This window comes from Runella sp. CRIBMP (assembly GCF_009905605.1).
In the GTDB taxonomy this organism is placed as follows: Bacteria; Bacteroidota; Bacteroidia; order Cytophagales; family Spirosomataceae; genus Runella.
The window spans coordinates 1-21,336 of the sequence record NZ_JAAAKZ010000010.1; the positions used below are offsets into that span (position 1 = coordinate 1).

Here is a 21,336-nt window from a genome sequence, read left to right on the forward strand (position 1 = left end):
TGCGGCCGTTCTTTCTGCCAAAACCAATTGCACAAAGGCTTCAAATTCGAGTGTTGTTTTTAATAAGCTTTCCTATTTGATTGACTCCGCACACACTATTTTAACGTAATTGCTTACAACCAAGAACCCACAAAATGATGAATGGCGAAGGCTTCCGAAAGTTTAGCAGCGCCGTAACCCATTTTTTTATTCTCCCGGTACAGCGTAGCCTCTCTGCCTCTAAACGGCCCAATGAGTTCTGGCGGCAGAAGCCTAACACTTTCTTTGTCTTCAAAATCATGATACACCCGATTGATCAACGTGGGCCCCGTGGTTTCCATGACGTAGTAATACTTACCCAACTCCTGCCACCGAGGCGTAAGCAAGCGTAGCTGCTCCTCACAACGCGCGATAGTCACTTTAAAAAATTCATGCTCAGGAGCGGCAGACATATACGCACTCCCCAAAAACACCGGAAACTCGCGATGTAAACCCTCATCTCTGGGCTCTAAACCTATACAAACGGGGTGCGTAAGCAAGCTATCTATAGGTTTGAGGCACTCACAATCAAAATCTATGTACACCCCGCCAAACGCATACAGCACCAAATACTTAATGACATCTACTCGCTGCGTAAGATACGGAAGCGACGCGTACAAAGGCCATAAATGCGAGTACCGCTCTCGCACCAGTGCATTGCTCTTTGCATCATCCCACAGTTCAAAAGACCATTCAGGATGTTTCAATCGCCATGTTTGCGAATAACCAAGCAATGACCTTGGAATAGGTTTATTGCCTAACCAGATTTGGTGAAAGGTTTTGAGAAACGATTTCATAATCACAAAACTATTTTTTCAATAACTCATCAAAGATTTGTCTAAGTTTTGGATCACTTGGGCGCGGGGCATCTGCGCTAATAACTTTACCATCTTTACCGATGAGAATATAACGTGGAATAGAAGATATTTTGAAGTGTTTCGCAAAAGTCGATTCAAAATTATTAGCTAATATATAGCTGTCATTTTCAGGATTGATACCTATGCGAGTCATTGATTTCTCCCAAGCCATACGGTTCTTATCTAAACTGATAAAGGCAAAATTTATTTCTTTGCCCATATACAGTTGCTGAAGTTGATGGGAGGCTGGCATTTCGGCAATACAGGGCGAACACCAAGATGCCCAAAAATCTATGTATAAAACTTTTTCTTTTGAGGATTGTAATAAGTAATTTAATGAGTATTTTTTCGAGTTACTTTTGAACAAAACAGAAGACATGAAATCTTTTTGCAAAGGCTCTTTTCCATCTGACAATAAAACGTTATTTTTAATATATTTGACATAATCGTCATTTTTACAATCTAAATAAAATCTTTTTAATAGTGGCTCAACCCCATCTTCTTGAGCATTTTTTTCAATTTTCATTTTAATTATTTTAAATAACAGGTAGTCTTTTATTTTCCCTTTAAAATTTTTATTAGCCATTGCATATAAATTAGAAATGTCGCTTTTTAATCCCATTTTTTGACACAAAAAATAAACATAAAATAATGACGAATTTTTATAATTATTAACATATATACATTCGTCACATTCAAAGTCTTTACTTAAATTATCATAAGTAGAGACTAAGCCAATAGGAAATTTTTTCTTATACTGTTCTAAAATAAAAGGAGAAAAATAATCTCTCTCTAAATAATAAATCTCATCAAATTTACAAAGAGCCATAATATAACTTTTAAAACGGGAACTGACTGTTTTCTTTTTTTCAAAAATATTCAAATATTCTAATATCCTCTCATTTCTTTCTTTAGACAATTTAACTTGTTTATCTACAGGAAATTTTATAGGAAACATTGCTCTCGGTCCTTCAATCTCTCCTACCCTTTGTTTTAAATCAACTAAAAAATCCAACTCGTTTGTTCGTACATTGTCTTTAAGAGACCGTAATCGTGTATATCCATTTGCATCTTTATAGGCTATTAATGAATCACCAGGGTAAATTAAAAAACTAGTCCAAGATTCCATTTCTAAAAGTGGCTTATTAGTATTAATATCTGCAGTCAGTGCTCTAACAGGGTGAGGAGTTTCTATTTTAAGTATAAGGTTAGACTTTTGCCCATTATACTCAAAAGGCGGTGCAGTATCGCCATATTCATCAAAAATTTGCCAAGAAATAGTTTCATTCTTATGTACCTCATTTATTATTGTTATCGTCTGAAGAGCTTCAAAAGCAATTTCATTTCTTAAAAAACTTTCGCTTTGCGAATGGCTATTACATGAAAAAACAATAACTATGAAAAAATTAATTATCTGTCGCATAACATTTATTTAAGTAAGATTAATTTTTCAAACCTTGGGAAGCGGCAATTAATTGCTTTACTTCCCAAAGTTCTATTTTACATTATAGATTTTTAGGGCAACTATCACAACAATACCCAGTTCTTTCACCGGCACCTCCATTAGACACATGAATGTTATTTGCGCCTTTTTTGGCATTGTCCATACTCATGGTATAAGTGCTGTATTGTCGCTCTCCATTTTGTTCGTACCAGTATCTGCATGTACCAGAACCTCCTGCTACCTTTTTCATTTCAGCTCTTGTCAAGGCAAAATCTCCGAAATTTGATAATCTGTTCATTGTTTAATAGTTTAGAATGTTTAAAAATTGATTTATTTGAATTGGCCAATTCCTATGGTAGAATAATAAGTACAGAGTTTGGGCAGCTCTCGTACTTGGTAAAATTTAGGCAGCTCTACTGCATTTAGAAAAGTAGTAGGTGCAGTCATAACTCCTGCTAACTCAAGCCAACGAACATGAAGATGCAGTTGATTTTTACCGCTATCGCTACGGTAATCACCCCGTACTTTGCTACTCCATTCGTTGTAATGCTTTCCATTGGTTTCAAACCAACGGTGAAGTGCCGCTCCCATCTGATCAGTGGGTAAACTCAGAACTTGCCTAGCTACTTTACTCGCAATATCTTCGTCAGAAAACCCTGCGGCTAAAATGATTTGTACTTGTAAGGCTTCGTTAGTCTCAAGTAATTTTTTGATTTCCAAATGATTGTGACGACAAGTCGCACAAGTAGGGCTGATTACCATGATCAATGAATTTTCAGCATTCGGATTTCCCAACCTAATTACTTTCATCCCTTCAAAAATCGGGGGTAATATCTGCTGCTTGCTCATTAACCCTTGCAAATAATCCGGGTCAAATTTTAGTTTTTGAAATTCCCGAAATAAGGAATCATAGCGGATGGATTTCTGTAAATGTCCTTTAACCAACGTCCAAAGCATAGGTACAATAGCAAAAGTGCCTCCTAAATAGAGCAGAGAATCCGGCGAAAAATCGTACGTCAGCAACGGTCTTCCTTCATCGGAGAAGTCGTTGATACTAAAGGCTGTAATTCCTATTCCCAATTCTACCCAAAGCAGTACCTGCACTGTCAAACACAACACGCACCACTCCCGTGCTACTCGCCATTGGTAATAAACCGACCAAAAGGTATAAGGCAAAGAAAGAAAGGTCAAAGTGAAAAGCGAAGTGTGCAAAGTAGTAAGCTGTGTATTATTGCCTGTCCACATACTTAATGCCAAAGCTAGCAGGCTGCCTGCAAAATAAAATAGACCTACTTCACTCCAACTTAGCCACTCGGTTACTTTCGCAACGGGTGATTGAAGGATGGTTTGGCAATTGCTGCGACGGTTGATTTGGCATACTTTCTGTAAAAAGGAATTTTGGGAGTCAATACCGTACCAAACCAACATTCCGCTCACAATGGCTCCCACTAATTTGGTCGCTAAAAGGCCATAATAGGAGAGATTGGAAGCAAAAGTTTTTTTTTGAAGCAAACTCCACAGAACTACGCCTAAACATAGCAGTATGGCACTCACAATGAATGGAATACGCAAAGAATCAATCCATTCCCGACGGCGGTTTTGGGCATATTCACGCTCACCCGAAGTCTCAGTGGGTTCTATCAATAGAGCAACACCCGTCCATTTATGGACAAAATCATTATAACTGTCGCTCTGCCAGCCGCGTTGAGTATGCAGCCACTCTACGGTGCTGCCAATTTTTCGCACAGGCACAAACACTCCACCATCAACCTGCAAATGCGCCATAGCTGGAAGCGGTATTTCAGGCAAACGGTCGGGTGTAAGGCGCGTGGCCATGTTGGGCACGTTGAAATCGGTCAATACATCACTCAGCGCACTTAGGCTTGGGAAATCAGGATGTTGCCACATCGCATTGCGCAAACTACGCGCAGTAACGCGTACCTTACTCAGGTACAGAAGCATATTGGTAGCTTCAAGGGCATTTTTTTCGGAGGGGTTTAGTTTCATAAGATTTTTTATTTTTGTCACCCTGTAATGGTCTAAACTATCTTAGGCCAATACGACTGAATGCTTATCCACAAGAAGACTCTGCATTGTCCCTTTTATTTTCCCTTCCTTGTATTCGTCAAAAATCACCTCCCTAAACTGCCTCACTTTTTCCCGAAATGAATTTTCTCCCAGCAACCTTTCAAGTTTCTTTTTCAAATCCGCAAGGCGTTCGTGGGCAAAAGCACCACGCAGGCCCAAGCCGTGGTATTCAAGTTTGAGGGCGTTACCGTTTTGGTCGTAGTGCGGATCGAGGGGGTAGGCCAGCATCGGTACACCGTAATAAATAGCTTCCTTGATCGATCCAAACCCGGCGTGAGTAATAAAAACATCGGCTGAGGCCAATACCTCTAACTGCGGCACTCGGCTAAAAATGTGCGTACGGTCGGTAAGCAGTTTTCGGGCGCGGAGGGTTTCTATCACGTATTTATTTACCGAGCATACCAAATGTACATTCGGCAATTCACGGATTACCTCCAATAAGTTGGTCACGAAGCGTAACAGGGTGGCGTCGGCGCCTTCGTGAAAGGTACCGAAACTGCAATAGATCAGCTTTTCTCCGTGCTGTTTTTGAGTCAAAATCGCTTCCCATGCCTGTTCAAATACGGGATCAAGCTCAGTATCTTGCCGATGCTCCCGCATACACAATCCCAAATAATGCTGATTGGGCTTACGTATTTCGGTGGCAAATTCAAACTCCAACGGCCCCAATATCAACTCAGGCACGTTGGCGATCACCTGCGTCACGGTCACATCTTGGGCCAAAGGAAAATCAGGCAGCGCTTCCGCCAGCTGCTGTAGTCGCTGCCGGTGGCGGGTAACAGTCCATTGCATAAACCAAGACCTCACCCCAACCCCTCTCCATGTTGGAGAGGGGCTTTTTTTCTTTCTTGTTTCAGGTCGGGACGTTACGCCGCGCGGAATGAGGTAACTCTCCGATACGCTCGGCCAATCCTGCACCCGATAGGTAGAAGGCATGGGATTGAAGAACAGCAACTTAAACTCACTTCGGCGGGGGTTCAGTACCCAGAAATCGGTGCAGACAAACAAATCAATCAAAATAGCTGATGGGCGAATCTCATCAATAAGCGCGTCTAATTCACGCTTACGCTCCCAATACAGTTCGTCGTTACGGTAGGCTTTTAGAAGCCGCCAATAAGTGGGCTTTTGTTTCTGGGAAGCCAAAAAAGAGGCTTCCATATGGTAGCCGACCCTATGCCCTGAATTCATTACGGCTTGGTAGCCATTCTTGACCACGATTTCGGCCAATACTTGGCTTGTTACCGCATAATACACTTCATATTCATCCGCCAACAAATCCGCCAAGTACAGCGAGGGCAGTACATGGCTTCGGATGGCAGCGGGAAGAATGAGTAAGCGGGGTTTCATGCAATCGTTTTCAGGGCTTAGGAACGTATGCCACAAAAGACTATACTTTTTTCAAGAAACAGTATCGGTTTTCCGATAATTTCAATCGGTTTTCCGATATTTTTCGCTTAAAGACCGTTTGATAACTTTTCGAGCAAATGAGAGGCACCATCTATACAATTTTTCTATCTTGCGTCGTTACACAGCTATAGCCGTCCCTACTTTGATACTTATGTGAGCGTTATCGAGTACTCTCGACAGAGCACACCCATTCACAATTTATCAATATATTATATGACCTTTGGGACATTTTTACTGAACCTACGCCATGAACACAGATTATCGCAGAAAGACGTGGCTGCTGCCGTCAACGTGGCACAAAGCACCTACTGCGACTGGGAAAGTGATAAACACTTGCCCAAGATTGCCTACATTCGGCCATTGGCCGATCTTTTCAGGGTAAAAGAAGAAGTGATTTTGCAAAGAATTAATGGGCACAACGCAGCCACCGAAACGGAGCTACAACGCCTAAAGACCGAAAATGAGGATTTACGCCAACGCGACGCCAAACGGGAAGAAACCATCCAGGTATTGGAAAATACCATAAAGAAGCTTTCTAAAACCAATTCTTCAAATGGGGAAATAAATGAACAGACGGGGGGGGGGAGTAAGGCCCTGATTAGCAACAAATTAAAAAAGGGATAACCTACTGAGGCTATCCTTTTTTTAATGAATTTTGACCAAATTGACTTACTTCTTTTCGCCGCCCATTTTGGTGGGTTATTATTCGGTTTAGTGTTATTGGCAGGATTATTTCCACGTGCGTTCCCCCTTCCTCCGCCTTTTTTCTTTTTATTTCTGTTACGATTACCGCTTTGTTGCTGGTCACGGTCGCCGCTGCTGAGTTTCTTATCCATCTTCACCAAATCGCTGGCGTTTTTTTCTGCATCTCCGAACCCTTGCCTCAAAGCAAAGTGCGATTTGACGATTCGAGGTCATTAATTGAATTTTTCATAACCAAGTCCCTATCTTTGCTCAAACCGACTTCAAAACACCCTAAAAACCATCCACCGTCCTTTTTCTTTTTATGACGAATCTCTTCCGTTTCCGACCCTTGACAACGACATTTATCTTTATTCTTCTGGCGTCTGTTTTTGGTTATAAAAAAACATTTGCTCAACAAAAACCCATCCCTTATTTCCCCCCCGCTCACAAATGGGCAAAAAAAACGCCCGCTGAGATGGGCTTGAATCCCGTCAAAATTCAAGAAGCGATTGCGTTTGCCCAAGCCAGCGAGTCCAAAAATCCGCGCAGCATGGAGCAATCTCATTATCAGAGTTTTGGAAAAGAACCCTACGGTTTTGCCATCGGCCCCTTTGCCGACCGGGGCGACCAAACGGGCATCATCGTCTATAAAGGCTACATCATAGCTCAATGGGGCGACCCGTCGCGCTGCGACATTACGCACAGCGTCACCAAAAGTTTTCTTTCGAGCGTCGTGGGTATAGCGGTCGACAAAGGACTGATTCGGAGTGTAAATGATACCGTAGCGCCTTATGTGCCGCCAATCGAACTTTATGGCCAACCCGTTCAACGCCCCGCCGACGAGTTTGGCAAATCCGAATTGCTGCGGCTTTTTGATACCCCCCACAATCGCCGCATCACGTGGGACCACCTCCTGCGCCAAACCTCCGATTGGGAAGGCACGCTCTGGGGCAAACCCGAGTGGGCCGACCGCCCCGACAAGGATGCCGCCACTTGGCTCACCCGGCCGCGCAACGCCCCTGGAAGCGTGTATGAGTACAACGACGTGCGCGTCAATGCGCTGGCGCTCGCCGCCACGAGTGTGTGGCGCAGGCCGTTGCCGCAGGTGCTGAAAGAAAATCTCATGGACCCCATCGGTGCGTCTAATACATGGCGCTGGACGGGCTACCGCAACGCTTGGATTGTCTTAGACGGTCAGCCCGTACAATCGGTCAGCGGTGGCGGCCACTGGGGCGGTGGCATGTTTATCAATGCCTTTGACATGGCTCGTTTCGGATTGCTGACGCTCAACCGAGGCAACTGGAACGGTAAACAATTGCTATCTGAACAATGGGTAAAACAGGCCACCACTCCCACTCCGGCCCAGCCTACTTATGGGTACATGAACTGGTTTCTGAACACAGGGCAAAAACCGCTACCGAACGCGCCCGCAAACGTCTTTTATCATGTAGGCAACGGCACCAACATCGTCTATGTAGACCCCGACCATGAACTGGTGATGGTAGTACGTTGGATTGAAAACAACGCTTTAGATGACATCGTCAAACGGGTGCTGGAAGCCTTTACGCCTACCGTGCCCGATACCGAAATATATCTAACGGATCTGAAAGTTTCGGCGGAAAAAGTGAGGGTTAGACCTCCCGTAAACATCACCAAACGAGCGGGTTACGACAACCAACCTTCCTTTACGCCCGATGGGAAAAAGCTACTTTATACCCGACAAGCCAACGGCCAAACGGACATTTGGACCTATGATTTGACCAAGAAAAACCACAGTGCCGTAACCCAAACTCCCGAAAGTGAATATTCGGCTACGGTCATGCCCGACGGCAAGCATTTTTCGGTGATTCGCGTGGAACCCGACCAAACGCAGCGGCTTTGGCAGTTTGAATTGGCAACGGGCAAAAACCCGAAGGTGATTTTACCGAGTATTAAGCCCGTTGGCTATCATTGCTGGTTTGGCTCCGATTCGTTGGTGTTGTTTGTGTTGGGCCAGCCCAATATGCTTCAATTGGCGCAGGTCTCGACCGATAAAGGCCAAACGATTACAACCAACGTCGGGCGCTCTTTACTGCGCGTTCCTTCGCAAAAGGTGGTCAGTTTTGTGCACAAAATATCAGCTACGGAATGGCAAGTGGAGCAATTAGATATGAATACATTACAAACAAAAACACTTATTCAAACACCCGCTGGCAGTGAAGATTGTGCCTGGGCGGCGGATGGAACGCTGTTGATGGCGCAGGGCTCGAAGCTGTACAAATGGAACCCTCAGTACGACAAACAGTGGCAGGAAGTTGCCGATTGGAGCAGCTTGGGCATCAAACAAATCACGCGTTTGGCCATTGACCGCAAAACCCAAAAACTTGCTTTTGTAGCGCAATAAAAAACAACCCGTCGGACGGTTGGTTAGCGAAGTAACAAAACCGTCGGACGGGTATAATTGATAGGCTATTAAAATTAAAGCGATGCCCTCAGTTGTGCTTCCAACTCCACCGCCATAGGCACCAATACGTGGTCTTCGATGATGGCGTGTTTGCGAAGCTCTAATTCAAAAAATTCCACCTGATTCAGAAACACCCGGTACGGCATAGGAGGGCGCTCAACGGGCGAATAACGGTGAATAATTTGGCTTACTTCTTTCAATTCATCTTCAATGGAATCGTGGTGCTCCGTGAATTGACTGATGGAAGCCGAATTCAATAAATCCGTAATTTCAGCTTTGGTATATTCACCCGCCGATGCCTTCATCAACTTTTTGATGTACGGAAAAAACTCGCGCTCTTCCATCTTAACGTGCTCAACGAGGTCGTTTTTGTATTCGTTAAAAAACAGGCAAAGTTCTGCCAACAACTCATGCGTTTGGCCGTATTTGCTGAATATATGCAAAAGCGATTGCTCGATTTCGGGTAATTTTTTGGTCAGATAGTAGCGGTGTGTTGCCTGTAAATACGCCAAAATATCCCCCATTGAAAACTTTCTAATTTTCTGGTAGGGAAAATCCTGATCGTCGTTGTACAAATCCAGAATCAGACTGATCAATTCATTGTCTAACTCAATGCGGTTTTTGCCACCAAAATCTTCGAGGCGTTCGGTAACTGACTGGTGAACGAGGGAATCGTTAATGAGTTCGTTGTAGGTACTTTTTGTCATGACTTGCGTTTTTTCAGGTTGAAAGACGGCATCTGCCGCCATTAAATTCAAACAGCAAGTTTATGCATCTGCTCATAAAGAAACCATGATTAATGTCAGCAATGGTCAACGAGCTGTTTATACAGCAATTTAGAATTTTATAACGTAATCCCAAATCTTTTTCCTAGTTCTTCCAACGACTGAACCACGGGGTCGAGCAAATCAAGCCCGTCGCGCAAGCGCTCGGCCTCGATTTCACGCTCAGGGTCGCCCGGCACCAATACCTGTTTACCTTCCACGGCCTGCGCACTACGAAAACGACGAATCCAGTTGTCCATGTGCCCCTTAAATTCATCGGCAGGCCGGAAGCCATCAATACGCATCGCCCCGAAGAAATGTCCCGTTCCTCTGCCTACGCCTTCGGCAGCAGCCATAAAACCCGCCGTGGCAAAAGGCGGCACCCACGGGCCGTAATTGGCTCCCGATAAAACGCCCGAAAAAATATCCACAATCGCCCCTAAACCATATCCTTTGTGGCTGCCGTGTTCGCGGTCGGAGCCGAGGGGTAATAATGCCCCGCCATTTTTGATGGGATTGGCATCGGTCGTAATTTCTCCGTTGGCATCCTGCGCCCAGCCGAGCGGCGCCGGCAGGTTTTTGCGTTGAAGAATCTCAAATTTGCCGTAAGCCGCCGCCGTACTGGCAAAATCCGCCACAAAAGCGGGTTCTTCATGGGCAGGGACCGCCACCGCAATGGGGTTGGTACCGAGCATTTTTTCCAACGAAAAAGTGGGCGCTACCAGCGGCGCAGCATTGGTCATGGCCATCCCAATCATGTCGTGCTCTAAGGCCATCATGGCATGATAGCCCGCAATGCCAAAGTGATTGGAGTTTTGCACCGAAATCCAACCCGAACCTACATTTTTGGCTTTTTCGATGACAATCTCCATCGTTTTTGGCCCTACGACCAACCCCACGCCAGCGTCTCCGTCTACCACACCCGTACTGGGGGTTTCGTGTACGATACGAATATTGGGCTTGGGATTCAGGCGACCGTGGTCGAATAGGCGGACATAGCCCGCCAAACGGGCAATTCCGTGCGAATCTACCCCGCGCAAATCGGCTGAGATGAGGGTTTTAGCCGCCAAATGCGCATCGGCCTCCGAGAAGCCGATGCTCTGAAATATATGTTGCGTAAAGGTTTTGAGTTGCTCAGCGGTAAACATAATTGATGCGTTAAACGTGTGATGTTGGAGAAAATAATAACGCCGCAAATGTCGTACTATTTTTGAGAAAAGCGGTTGAACGGCCGCTGAGAAACCCCGTGATTTTTAATCATCATCCCCCTCTTCTTCTTCCTCTTTTTCTTTTAATTTGACAAACGCTCCCCGTACCGGCGCGGGCATTTTTGACTTTTCTCCTCTCACCGTTTGCCACACAATTTCGCTGAAAATCAGGTCGTCAATGGCGTCGGGTTTTGACAAATCAAACTGGAGCGTGCGGCGGTGATTGTAGTTGGCCGCTACGTTTTTTTCGTTCAAATCAACGCCCGGTTCTTTGGCCTGAAAAGGTGCAGTATTGGGCGTTTTTTGGAAACAGCGCCACATCGGCACCGCTGCGGCATCGTACTGACTCATGGGTTTGAGTCCCAAAATCAATTCTATGGTACGCAACATTCCAGAAGTAGAATACATGGTATGGTCTACAAAACCGCGCTTTACGTAGCCACCCGCTACAAAGGCAATCGAACGGTGCGCATCCACGTGGTCAGGGCCATTTTGGGCATCATCCTCCAAAATAAAAACGACGGACTCTTTCCAAATCGGGCTTTTGGAAAGGTGCTCCACAAAGCGCCCCACGGCCAAATCATTGTCGGCCACGGCGGCATCGGGGGTAGGATAGCCCACCCGAGCGCCCGACGTGTGGTCATTGCCCATCCGAACGGTACTGAGGCGTGGCACAGCGTTATTTTTCACCAATTCATCAAAATCTTTTTCCCAGGCTTTTTCACGGTCAATGTCCATGTAACCCAAATTATAACCTTTGAAATTGGGGGCAAAATGACCTTCAAGAACGGGAATGGTGGGCTTGTCATCCACAAACCAACCGTAACTGCGGTAGCTGACGTTGGCACGTTTGCAGTGGTCCCAAATAAATCCGTCGCGGGGGTAAGCAATTTCTTTTTGTCCTTCATAATCGTAGGTACCGCCACGACCGCCGTAACTCGTCACCCAGTTCTTTTCAACGTAATCATTCGCATACGCCGCCGATGACCAATTGTGCCCGTCGGCGCTTACTTCGGCATCGACATAAAAATTATCCAACAGCACAAACTCGCGCGCCAAGGCGTGCTGATTGGGTGTTACTTTTTCGGGAAACAAACACAGGGCCGCGTCGCCGTTGCCTTCTTTCATATCGCCCAATATCTGGTCGTAGGTACGGTTTTCTTTGATGATATAAAAAACGTATTTGATAGGCGACGCCCCCCCGTGCGACGGTCCGACCACTTGCATCGGGATCGGATTGCCCGCTTCGCCCTCGGCCAGTGTTTCTTTGTTTTTGGTATAAGGGGTGTTTTCGTAAACAAGCTTGGAATAAACGCCCAAAATATCTTCGTCAGGAAAATCAATAATCGATAACGTTCCTTTAAATAACCCACCAATGTACTGCGTTTCATCGCGATTAGCCTCCGCATTTGCTCCTTTGTACTGAGGAGATTTGGAACGATTTGGATTCGGCCCTTTGGGGTTGGCCGCCGACGAATAGCCTTTGCCGTTGGTTACCCAAATTTGGTTATTAATGACCTTCAACGACGTCGGATACCAGCCCGTCGGCACAAAGCCCAACGAACGGCTTTTGCCTTTTTCAGCCACGTTAAAGACCGCAATGCAGTTATTGTCAGCGTTGGCAATCAACAGCTTAGATTCGTCGGGCGTGAGTGCCAAGGCGTTGGGGGTACTTCCCACGGGCGCGTTGGGATACAACGATGCGTTGAGGGTTTCAACCACTTGTTGCTTAGCCAAGTCAATCATCATCACTGTGTTGTCGTTGCCACAGGCCACGTACAGAAATTTGCCATCGCGGGTTTGGAGCAAATCATTGGGGTTTTTGGCCGTCGGAACATCCACAACCGTTTGCAATGTTTCGGCATTCAAAATCCTCACCCCGCTTCCTTCCCAAAGGCTTATAAACAATTGTTTTTTGTCTTGCGACAACTGACACGCGTAGCCTTTGAAACCCAAGCTAATGTTTTTCAATACTTTACGGGTTTTCAAATCGCATACGTACAGGGAGTTATTTTCTTTGGTTACGACAAACAATTTCTGTTGTGCTTCGTCGATGCAAAGCCCGACGGGGCCGATTTTCTCGGGCCAAGGTTTGCCCAACACGATTTCGCCGTCGGCTTTGAGTTTGTTATTCTGAAGTTGAAAAATCAGAATTTTGTTGTCGTTGCCGCCCGAAGCGTACAACGTTTTTTCGTCGGCACTGAAGGTGAGTCCGTAATACGCTTTGGGCACGACAACATCATCCAAAATCTGCTGCGTGGCAGCATCAATGAGAGTAATGCTATGCGTTTTTTGTCCGTTGTTGGTTACGGCCGTGTATTTTCCCGACGAAGAAACCACCAAGTTTAGCGGTAAATCATTCAAGGAGAGGCTTTTATTACCAGCTGGGGTCAACGACCATCCGTTGGGCAATTTAATCCGTTTGGAGGTCAGCATTTGGTAAAACTGAGCGCTTTCGGAAGTGGCGCGACTTTGCCGCTGACAGGAATTTTCGAGAAAAAGAAACACCCCGACGAGGCATAGAAAAAGGCTGGATTTGGTGGAAGGTTTCATCTGATCTGAATTTTTACAAAAGTGTCAATTGATTGGAGCATTTCACAGTAAAGTGAGTAAAGGAATTATTAAGCTACAAAAGCAGATTGTTAACAATTACTACACAAATGTTTATAAATATTTCTTACATTTAGCAGTGAATTGTTGAAATCGAAGCGCCAATGCGTTTGTTCTGAGCAAATTCAGTGGCTAGTCCGAAACATAACTTTCGCGTAATTCATCAAGAAGTAAAAGTCAGTAATTTTGTCACCATACCGTTTCTTTATCAAAATATGTTTAAACTCTCCTTTTCCGCTTTTTCTTTTTTCATCGTGTTTGGCTTGCGCTCGTCATTCGCCCAGTCTCCCGACTCACTCAAAACCAAGCAATTAAATGAAGTTGTCGTCACCTCCACCCGGGGCGAAAAAACCGTATTTCAAACTCCCGCCCTGATTTATGCCATCGGTCAGGAAGAAATCAAGACGTCGCAGTCGCGCAGCACCCCAGAGCTTTTGATGAATCAAATGGGCGTGTTCGTCCAAAAAACCACCCACGGTGCGGGTTCGCCCTTTGTGCGCGGCCTGACTGGAAATCAAACCTTGCTACTCATTGACGATATTCGCCTCAACAACAGCACTTTCCGCTACGGCCCCAATCAATACCTCAACACCATCGACGCCTTTACTTTAGGTCGGGCAGAAGTACTTTTAGGAAGTGGCTCCGTGCAATACGGCTCCGATGCGTTGGGGGGCACGATTCAACTTTTTACCACCGCCCCTGAATTTAACACGGGATTCAGTGGCCGGGTATTGGGCCGCTTGGTAAGCGCGGGCATGGAGCAAAGCGGACGGGTAGAGGCGCGCTACGGTGGAGCCAACGCGGCGTTTCAGGCGGGTTTTACCCATCGTCGTTTCGGGGATGTGTTGGGGGGCAAAAACACGGGTTTCCAATCACCTTCGGGTTACAAAGAGCAGGATTTTGACCTGAAAGCAAAGTTGAACTTAGGCCACGGCTGGATGGCCACATTGGCGCATCAGTCGGTCAGTCAACGCAACGTAGAGGTATTTTTTCGGTATCAATTGGAAAATTTCAAAATTAACCAATTTGACCCACAGCGCCGGCAATTGACGTATATCAAATTGGAGAACCAAAGTGAATCCAACTGGTTTAACCATCAGACATTTACGGTTTCGCGGCAGGCAACTCAGGAAGGCCGCCTGAGTCAAAAAAACGGAACCACCGCGCTCCGCTCTGAATCTGATAAAGTACAAACTTGGGGCTTGACGTACAACAATCAGTCGCGTTTTTTGAGGGGAATGTTAACCCTTAATTCGGGCGTAGAGCTCTACCGCGACAAGGTCAACAGCGAGCGTTATGACGAAAATAACACCACCTTTCAACGCACCTACAGCCGCGGTTTGTACCCCGACAATTCGTCCTTTCTGAATTATGCCGCTTATTCAATTGTAAGCACAAACTTAGCACGGCTCAATTCGACGTTTGGCATTCGCTACAACGGATTTGTGATTGACATTCCCGACGCTACCATCGGCGACAGCCGCTTAACGCCCGCCGCGTTTGTGTACAATTACAACCTATCTTACAACATCGGAAAATCCATTGCACCTTACTTCAACATCAGCACGGGTTTCCGCGCCCCCAACATCGACGATTTGGGCACGTTGGGCATCGTAGATTTTCGCTACGAAGTTCCCACAAACAACTTAAAACCAGAAAAATCAACAACTTACGAGCTAGGCGTAAAAATAGCGACCAAAACCATTGGCCTCCAAATGGGCTATTATTCTACCCAACTCCAAAACCTCATCACGCGGGTAAGGGTACCCAATGAGCAGGTCAACGGCATCAATGTCTACCGTAAAGAAAACGTAGAAAAAGCCTACATCAACGGTTTCGACGCTAAAATGCAGGCGAATTTGCTTACGTCGCTACAACTGTACGGCAACGTTTCTTATTGCTTCGGACAAAGTGAAACCAAAAATGAGCCCATGCGTCGTATTCCGCCCGTCAATGGCCGAGTAGGACTAAATTTCTCAAAAAACAACGCTTGGGTTCGTCCCGAATTTTGGTTTGCGGGCGCGCAAGAGCGCTTAGCCCAAGGCGACAAAGACGACAACCGAATTGCAAAAGGTGGTACACCCGCTTGGAATGTATTGAATCTGAATGCGGGCTATACGCTGAAAAAAATCAGCTTTACCGCCGCCGTTCAGAACCTTTTTGACTCAGATTACCGCACCCACGGCTCAGGCATCAACGGCTACGGGCGCAGCCTGTGGCTAACGGCTGAGTTTAAATGGTAATCTCAAAGGGCTAAAGACCTCAAAACTTTATTCTTTATTCCTTGCCATGGTAATTTAATGGCAATTTAAAAATCAATTTCTTATGCTACGCATTTTCTTCCTTTCCTTTTTGTGCCTTTCCGTCAGCCAACTCAGTTGGTCACAGGCTTGGCAAATTTCTGCTCCTGCGGGCAGTGAATACGCCAAAGTTGACAAAAACGGCGTGAGTGTGTTGCCCAATGGACGCCTCATTACGCCCTTGGGCAAACAAATCATGACCGCCCCGCACCCCTATGGATTGGTGTTGAGCAAGGATGGAAACATCGCCGTCACCGCCAACTCGGGTACTAACCCTTTTTCCGTTTCAATCATCAAAAACGTACGCAGCGCCAATCCGACCGTTTTACAAGTACCCGAAGGGTTCAAAACGGACGACGGTATTTTGGAAGCCTGCTTCATGGGTTTGGCCATCAGCCCCGATAACCAAACGCTCTACGTAGCGGGCGGACAAACCAACAAAATCTTTTTGTTTGACCTAAATACGGGCAAAGGCAAGGGTTTTATCAACTGCGCTGCCAAAAACTACGAGCATGGCTACCTCGGCGACCTCGTTCTTTCCAACGACGGCAAACGTCTCTATGTGGTTGACCAAATCGGGTTTAGAATGGTGGTCGTTAACACCGAAACCCAGCGCGTAGCCGACAATATTCCCACGGGTCGCTATCCCTTCGGCATCAGTTTTTCGCCCGATGAGCAACGCATCTACGTGGCCAACGTGGGCGTTTTTGAATACAAACCTTTTACCGATTTAGACCCCAAAAACCTCAAAAAAACCGCCCATCCGTGGCCCGCTACCAAATATGGCAGCAAGGAAATGGAAGAAGGCAACGCCGCCAAAGGCATCCCCGCGCTGGGGAGTCCAAACGCACCAGAGGCTTTTTCAGTGTGGAGTTATTCGCCCAACGGCACGAGCTGGAAGGTAAAAAACAAGACCAAAACGGGCTTTCTGGTGGGTCAGATGATTGAGGATTTTCCCGCTGTGGGCGGCAGTAGCCCCAACTCGGTGGCCGCTACGGACAAATATGTGTTTGTCAGCAATGGTAACAACGACTGCGTATCGGTGATTGATATTCAGAAAGATACCGTGGTGTATACCATTCCGTTGCAGCCCGACCCACGTTTGGGCAAGCTGCGCGGATTGATTCCGTTTGGCGTGGCTACCTCGCCCGACCAAAAGCGCCTCTACGTGGCAGAAGCGGGCATCAACGCCGTGGCCGTGATTGACATTCCAAGCCTGAAAGTATTGGGTCATATCCCCACGGGTTGGTTTCCGTCCAAGCTGAAAGTATCGCCCGACGGGCGACAGTTGATTGTCACCAATGCCAAAGGATTTGGGAGCGGCCCCAACGGCGGACCAAATTTTAAACCTGGCCCAGAAGGTAGCTACGTGGGTAGCTTAATGAAAGGAACAGTATCGGTCATTGATATTCCCGCAGATGGACAACTCGCCGCGCTGACCCAAAAAGTGATTTCAAATAATTTTAAGTTTGAACAAAAATCCGTTACCAAAAATGCGCTTTCCAACATTGAGCATATCGTGTTTATTTCCAAGGAAAACCGCACCTACGACGAAGTATTTGGACAAAACACCAACGGTAAAGGAGAGGCTTCATTGGCGCGTTATGGCCTGAAAGCGACGTTTTCCAACCGCAACAAAACCCAAACGTTGGAAAATGTAGACGTGATGCCCAACCACACGGCATTGGCGAAGCGTTTTGCCATGTCTGACAATTTTTACTGCGATGCCGACGTGTCAGCCGACGGCCACCGCTGGATGGTGGGCGTATATCCCAACGAATGGGTCGAAACGGGCACCGCCGCCGCTTACGGCGGAAAACGCGACTTGATTGATACCTCCAAGGCACCGGGAAATTGGTCTTTTTACGGCTCGGCAGGCAGCATTTATCCTGAAGATTATACCGAGGCTGGCTCAATTTGGGACCACCTCGAACGCAACAAAAAGGAGTTTTTTAACTTCGGTTTCGGGGTCGAAATGGCCGCCGCTTATTCTGACAGTACCATGAAGTACATCGGCGAGCTGTATACCATCAATTATCCGTTACCTTCCCCGCTCTATGACCGTTCGTCCAAGACCTTCCCTACTTACAACATGGCTATTCCAGACCAATTCAGGGCCGATGTGTTTATGAAGGAATTTAACGAAAAATGGGGGGGACCGAATGGAAAATTACCATCTATGTTAACGCTGATGCTGCCCAACGACCATGGCACCCGCGAACGCGCCAAAGCGGGATTCCCGTTTACGCAAAGCTACATGGCCGACAACGACTTGGCCCTCGGACGCGTGGTAGAGTTTTTAAGCAAAACGCCTTATTGGAAAAAAATGCTCATCGTGGTACTGGAAGATGACCCGCAGGGCGGCGTTGACCACATCGATGCCCACCGCAGTTTGTTGCTGACGATTTCGCCTTGGGTCAAGAAAAACTACGTTGGACATGAGCACTATAGCTTTGGCAGCGTGTTCAAAACTTTCTGGAATATCCTCAAAATACCCTACCTCAACCAGTACGACGCAAGTGCGACGAACCTCATCGACCTGTTTACCAATACTCCCGATTACACGCCTTACAATGCCGTGGCGATTGATAAACGCCTGTTTGACCCGCAAAAAGCGCTTGACCCATTTGATGAAAAATTTGACTGGAAAGCCTTTGCCCAATCAGAAGAATTGGACCGCACCGAAACCATGCAAAAACGCCGGGCCGAAGATGATGAAGAGCTTAAAAAGGCAAAACCGAAAAATGTAAAACCGAAAAGTACAAAACCGAAAAAGTAAATGCCAATGTGGTTCGGGTTGGGAGCAACCCGAACCATTTTTTTTCATGCTTCAAGTGTGAGCAATCTGGCGAATTACTAATCTACGCCGAAGGAGCCAAGACCGCTTTCATTTCGGCAATTGCAATTTCTACATCTTTTTCGGTGGTACGCCAGTTGACAAACGCCGCCCGAATGCCTTTTTTGCCGTTATACACCGTTGGGGTCATGAATACTTTTCCGCGTTGGTTTAGTTGGGTCAGAAACAAAGGGACTTTATCCTGATTTTCTTCACCCTTTAGGGTAAAACACACATTGTTTAGGCGAGTTGGCGCAAGCAATTCAAAATCAATGCTTTGCTGAATAAAATTATCCAACAACTGCGCCATCTGGATGCTGTTTTCCACAATTTCCTGATAACCTTTTTTACCGTACGCCTTTAGCGTAAACCACGCGGGCAACGCGCGCAGTCGGCGCGAGTTTTCTGGCAAAAAATTAAGAAAACTGAAATTTTCGAGCGGGTTGCCGAGGTAAGGTGCATTGGAGTTTTGGAAAGTTTCTACCTGCAAAATACTGTGTTCTTTTTTCACCAAAAAAAAGGCACTTTCGTAAGGTACATTCAGCCACTTGTGGCAGTCAACAGTAATGCTATCGGCACCTTCCCAGCCATTCAGTAAATGCTTGTATTTGGGCGAACAAGCTGCAAAACCGCCAAAGGCCGCGTCGATATGCCACCAAAAATTATGTTTTTCTTTTAATCGAGCAAGGGCTTCAAAATCGTCAAAATCAACGGTATTGACCGTGCCGCCACTCGAAATCAGAATAAAAGGCTCGCCTGAAAGCGCTTCTATTTTTGTTTCCAAATCCGCAACATCCATCGCTTCCCGATTGCCAGGCAATGTATTGACTTTGATAAAATTCTGACTTCCTACCCCTAACATCGCCAGCGACTTCACGGCCGAAGAATGCGGCGTAGCGCTCAGTATTTTTACGCCTTTTCCGACGCCTTCTTTGGCAATATCGCGCCCCTGCTGCTTGCCTCCCCACTGACGCGCCACGGCCAATGCGGTAAAATTGGACATCGTCGCCCCCGTCACAAAACCGCCAGTGAAAGTTTCTGGTAAGTTAAATAGCGACAGTAGCAACTGAATGGTTTCCACCTCAATCAGCGCCGACAAGTCACCTTGCCCTTGAATAGCCTGCGGATTTTGGTCGTATACGCCCGCCAACCAGTCGCCCGCCACGGCGGCGGGCGTAGCGCCACCCGTCACAAATCCCCACGAGCGCGGTCCCGAAGAAGCCACGATGAGCGGGTCAAAACGTTGGTTAAATTCGGCCAAAACCGCCGACGTTCCCTTTCCGTCTACTTCCAGGGCGGCTACCAACGGCACAGTGTGGGGCGCAGAAGTGGGGCGTTGGTCAATTGTTTGTAAAAAATCAACGCCTTGTTCAAGAATTTTTTGAAGGATTTCTCCGAACTGATTTAAGTCATTTTGTAACATAGCTGTAATGGATTGTTTTTCAGTTGCAAAGAAACACGAAATCAGCCATTGTCGGAAATGTCATTTGGGTATAAACCAATACTTATCCCTTGTTTTATTTATTGATTCAGAATACACGTAAAAAGTGCATCTTTGCACCCCGTTTTGGCGGTTTGCCCAGTCATGCAAAACTTTTACATTTTGCATTAGTAATTTTGCGGTTTTGCGCGGAGCCGCCCTTGCGGTTTTCCATTTTTCGGTTACTCTTTATCCCAACTTCATGAACCCTTTTCCCGTGTATGATTCGAGGCTGTCGGCTTCGCACTTAGGCACTTTTTTGCAGTCACGCTACTCACTTAACGCCCCCCTTCAATGCCGTATTCTGAAAACGGGTATCAATCATTCCTATCTTTTGAATGACGGAGATAAAAAGCTGGTTTTCAGGCTTTACAGCTACAATTGGCGCACAAAAACCGAAATTGAAGAAGAAATCCGTCTGCTCAAACTGTTGAACGAAAACAGCGTGCCTATCTCCTACCCCATTGCCGATGCAACGGGCAGTTTTATTCAGGAAATAATGGCTCCCGAAGGTCTGCGGTTTGGGGTCTTGTTCTCGTTTGCCGAAGGCGAAAAAATACGAAGCTTTACAGACGATATGCATTTTAACATCGGAATTGCTATGGCTCGCTTTCACCAAGTTACGCACAATTTAGCTTTGGAGCGAGTCACATACAACGTCGAAACCCTACTCATTTCGCCCCTCCAACGTGCCCAAACTTTTTTTGCTGCTGGTTCTGAAACCATGACTTTTTTGAAAACATCCACCCATCAATTGGTGGAAAAATTAAAGGAAATTAATATGAAGGAAGTCAGAACAGGCACGGTTCATCTGGACATTTGGTTTGACAATATGCACGTTACGCCCAACGGCGAGGTTACCTTTTTTGACTTTGATTTTTGCGGAAACGGTTGGCAAACCCTTGATTTAGCGTATTTTAATGTGCAATTGTTCAATACTGAATTTGATGCCGACGAATACCAACGCAAACTCCAACGGTTTTTGGAAGGCTACGAAACCATTGTGAAGATTTCTGACGAAGAAAAACGTCTGATTCCCTACTTGGCGGTGAGCCTCTGGTTTTTCTATTTAGGCGTTCAGTGTAAACGCTTTGATGATTGGGGCAACTTGTTTATCAGTGAAGATTATTTCAAACGTTTTATCGGACTGATTCAAAAATGGTGCACGAAACATGAGTTGTTGGCGTAAAACAGCAA

Annotated in this window: 14 protein-coding genes; 5 read left to right on the forward strand and 9 right to left on the reverse strand. The window is 46.2% G+C overall.

From position 1 onward, the window contains the following. Positions 1-113: 113 nt before the first annotated feature. The 5 genes from GVN20_RS20285 to GVN20_RS20305 form a co-directional block, all read right to left on the reverse strand. A complete protein-coding gene (locus GVN20_RS20285) occupies positions 114-815 on the reverse strand; it encodes a glycosyltransferase family 32 protein (RefSeq protein ID WP_166560108.1) in 702 nt (233 codons plus the stop codon). A gap of 10 nt (positions 816-825) precedes the next feature. Next, the gene (locus GVN20_RS20290; protein WP_166560109.1) at positions 826-2,298 is read right to left on the reverse strand and encodes a TlpA disulfide reductase family protein; all 1,473 of its coding nucleotides are present in this window, start codon (positions 2,296-2,298) and stop codon (positions 826-828) included. A gap of 82 nt (positions 2,299-2,380) precedes the next feature. After that, entirely contained in the window at positions 2,381-2,617 is a 237-nt protein-coding gene (locus GVN20_RS20295; protein ID WP_166560110.1) for a hypothetical protein, read from the reverse strand. 32 nt (positions 2,618-2,649) lie between these two features. Next, positions 2,650-4,326 (reverse strand): vitamin K epoxide reductase family protein, encoded by a 1,677-nt coding sequence (locus tag GVN20_RS20300; protein WP_166560111.1) that lies wholly within the window; start codon positions 4,324-4,326, stop codon positions 2,650-2,652. A 42-nt stretch (positions 4,327-4,368) separates the two neighbouring features. Continuing rightward, a complete protein-coding gene (locus GVN20_RS20305; RefSeq protein ID WP_166560112.1) occupies positions 4,369-5,754 on the reverse strand; it encodes a glycosyltransferase in 1,386 nt (461 codons plus the stop codon). 273 nt (positions 5,755-6,027) lie between these two features. On the opposite strand from GVN20_RS20305, the gene GVN20_RS20310 reads away from it, so the two are divergent. Further along, a complete protein-coding gene (locus GVN20_RS20310) occupies positions 6,028-6,438 on the forward strand; it encodes a helix-turn-helix transcriptional regulator (protein ID WP_166560113.1) in 411 nt (136 codons plus the stop codon). 382 nt (positions 6,439-6,820) lie between these two features. Further along, positions 6,821-8,881: a serine hydrolase gene (locus GVN20_RS30035; protein WP_166560114.1), complete on the forward strand. Its 2,061-nt coding sequence runs from the start codon at positions 6,821-6,823 to the stop codon at positions 8,879-8,881. Positions 8,882-8,955: 74 nt separating this feature from the next. Here GVN20_RS30035 and GVN20_RS20320 read toward each other — a convergent pair whose 3' ends face one another. The 3 genes from GVN20_RS20320 to GVN20_RS20330 form a co-directional block, all read right to left on the reverse strand. Then, entirely contained in the window at positions 8,956-9,648 is a 693-nt protein-coding gene (locus GVN20_RS20320; protein WP_166560115.1) for a hemerythrin, read from the reverse strand. Positions 9,649-9,785: 137 nt separating this feature from the next. Next, complete coding sequence (locus tag GVN20_RS20325; RefSeq protein WP_166560116.1) at positions 9,786-10,853, reverse strand: Ldh family oxidoreductase; 1,068 nt, start codon at positions 10,851-10,853, stop codon at positions 9,786-9,788. A gap of 105 nt (positions 10,854-10,958) precedes the next feature. Further along, complete coding sequence (locus GVN20_RS20330) at positions 10,959-13,466, reverse strand: alkaline phosphatase family protein (protein WP_166560117.1); 2,508 nt, start codon at positions 13,464-13,466, stop codon at positions 10,959-10,961. A 272-nt stretch (positions 13,467-13,738) separates the two neighbouring features. Between GVN20_RS20330 and GVN20_RS20335 the strand changes: the two genes are divergently transcribed. Further along, positions 13,739-15,766: a TonB-dependent siderophore receptor gene (locus GVN20_RS20335; RefSeq protein ID WP_166560118.1), complete on the forward strand. Its 2,028-nt coding sequence runs from the start codon at positions 13,739-13,741 to the stop codon at positions 15,764-15,766. 82 nt (positions 15,767-15,848) lie between these two features. Beyond that, positions 15,849-18,602 (forward strand): bifunctional YncE family protein/alkaline phosphatase family protein, encoded by a 2,754-nt coding sequence (locus GVN20_RS20340; RefSeq protein WP_166560119.1) that lies wholly within the window; start codon positions 15,849-15,851, stop codon positions 18,600-18,602. Between the two features lie 82 nt (positions 18,603-18,684). Here GVN20_RS20340 and GVN20_RS20345 read toward each other — a convergent pair whose 3' ends face one another. Then, entirely contained in the window at positions 18,685-20,082 is a 1,398-nt protein-coding gene (locus GVN20_RS20345; protein WP_206023335.1) for a pyridoxal-dependent decarboxylase, read from the reverse strand. A 259-nt stretch (positions 20,083-20,341) separates the two neighbouring features. Here GVN20_RS20345 and GVN20_RS20350 point away from each other — a divergent pair, with 259 nt between their 5' ends. Next, positions 20,342-21,328: a phosphotransferase enzyme family protein gene (locus tag GVN20_RS20350; RefSeq protein ID WP_166560120.1), complete on the forward strand. Its 987-nt coding sequence runs from the start codon at positions 20,342-20,344 to the stop codon at positions 21,326-21,328. Positions 21,329-21,336: the final 8 nt, after the last annotated feature.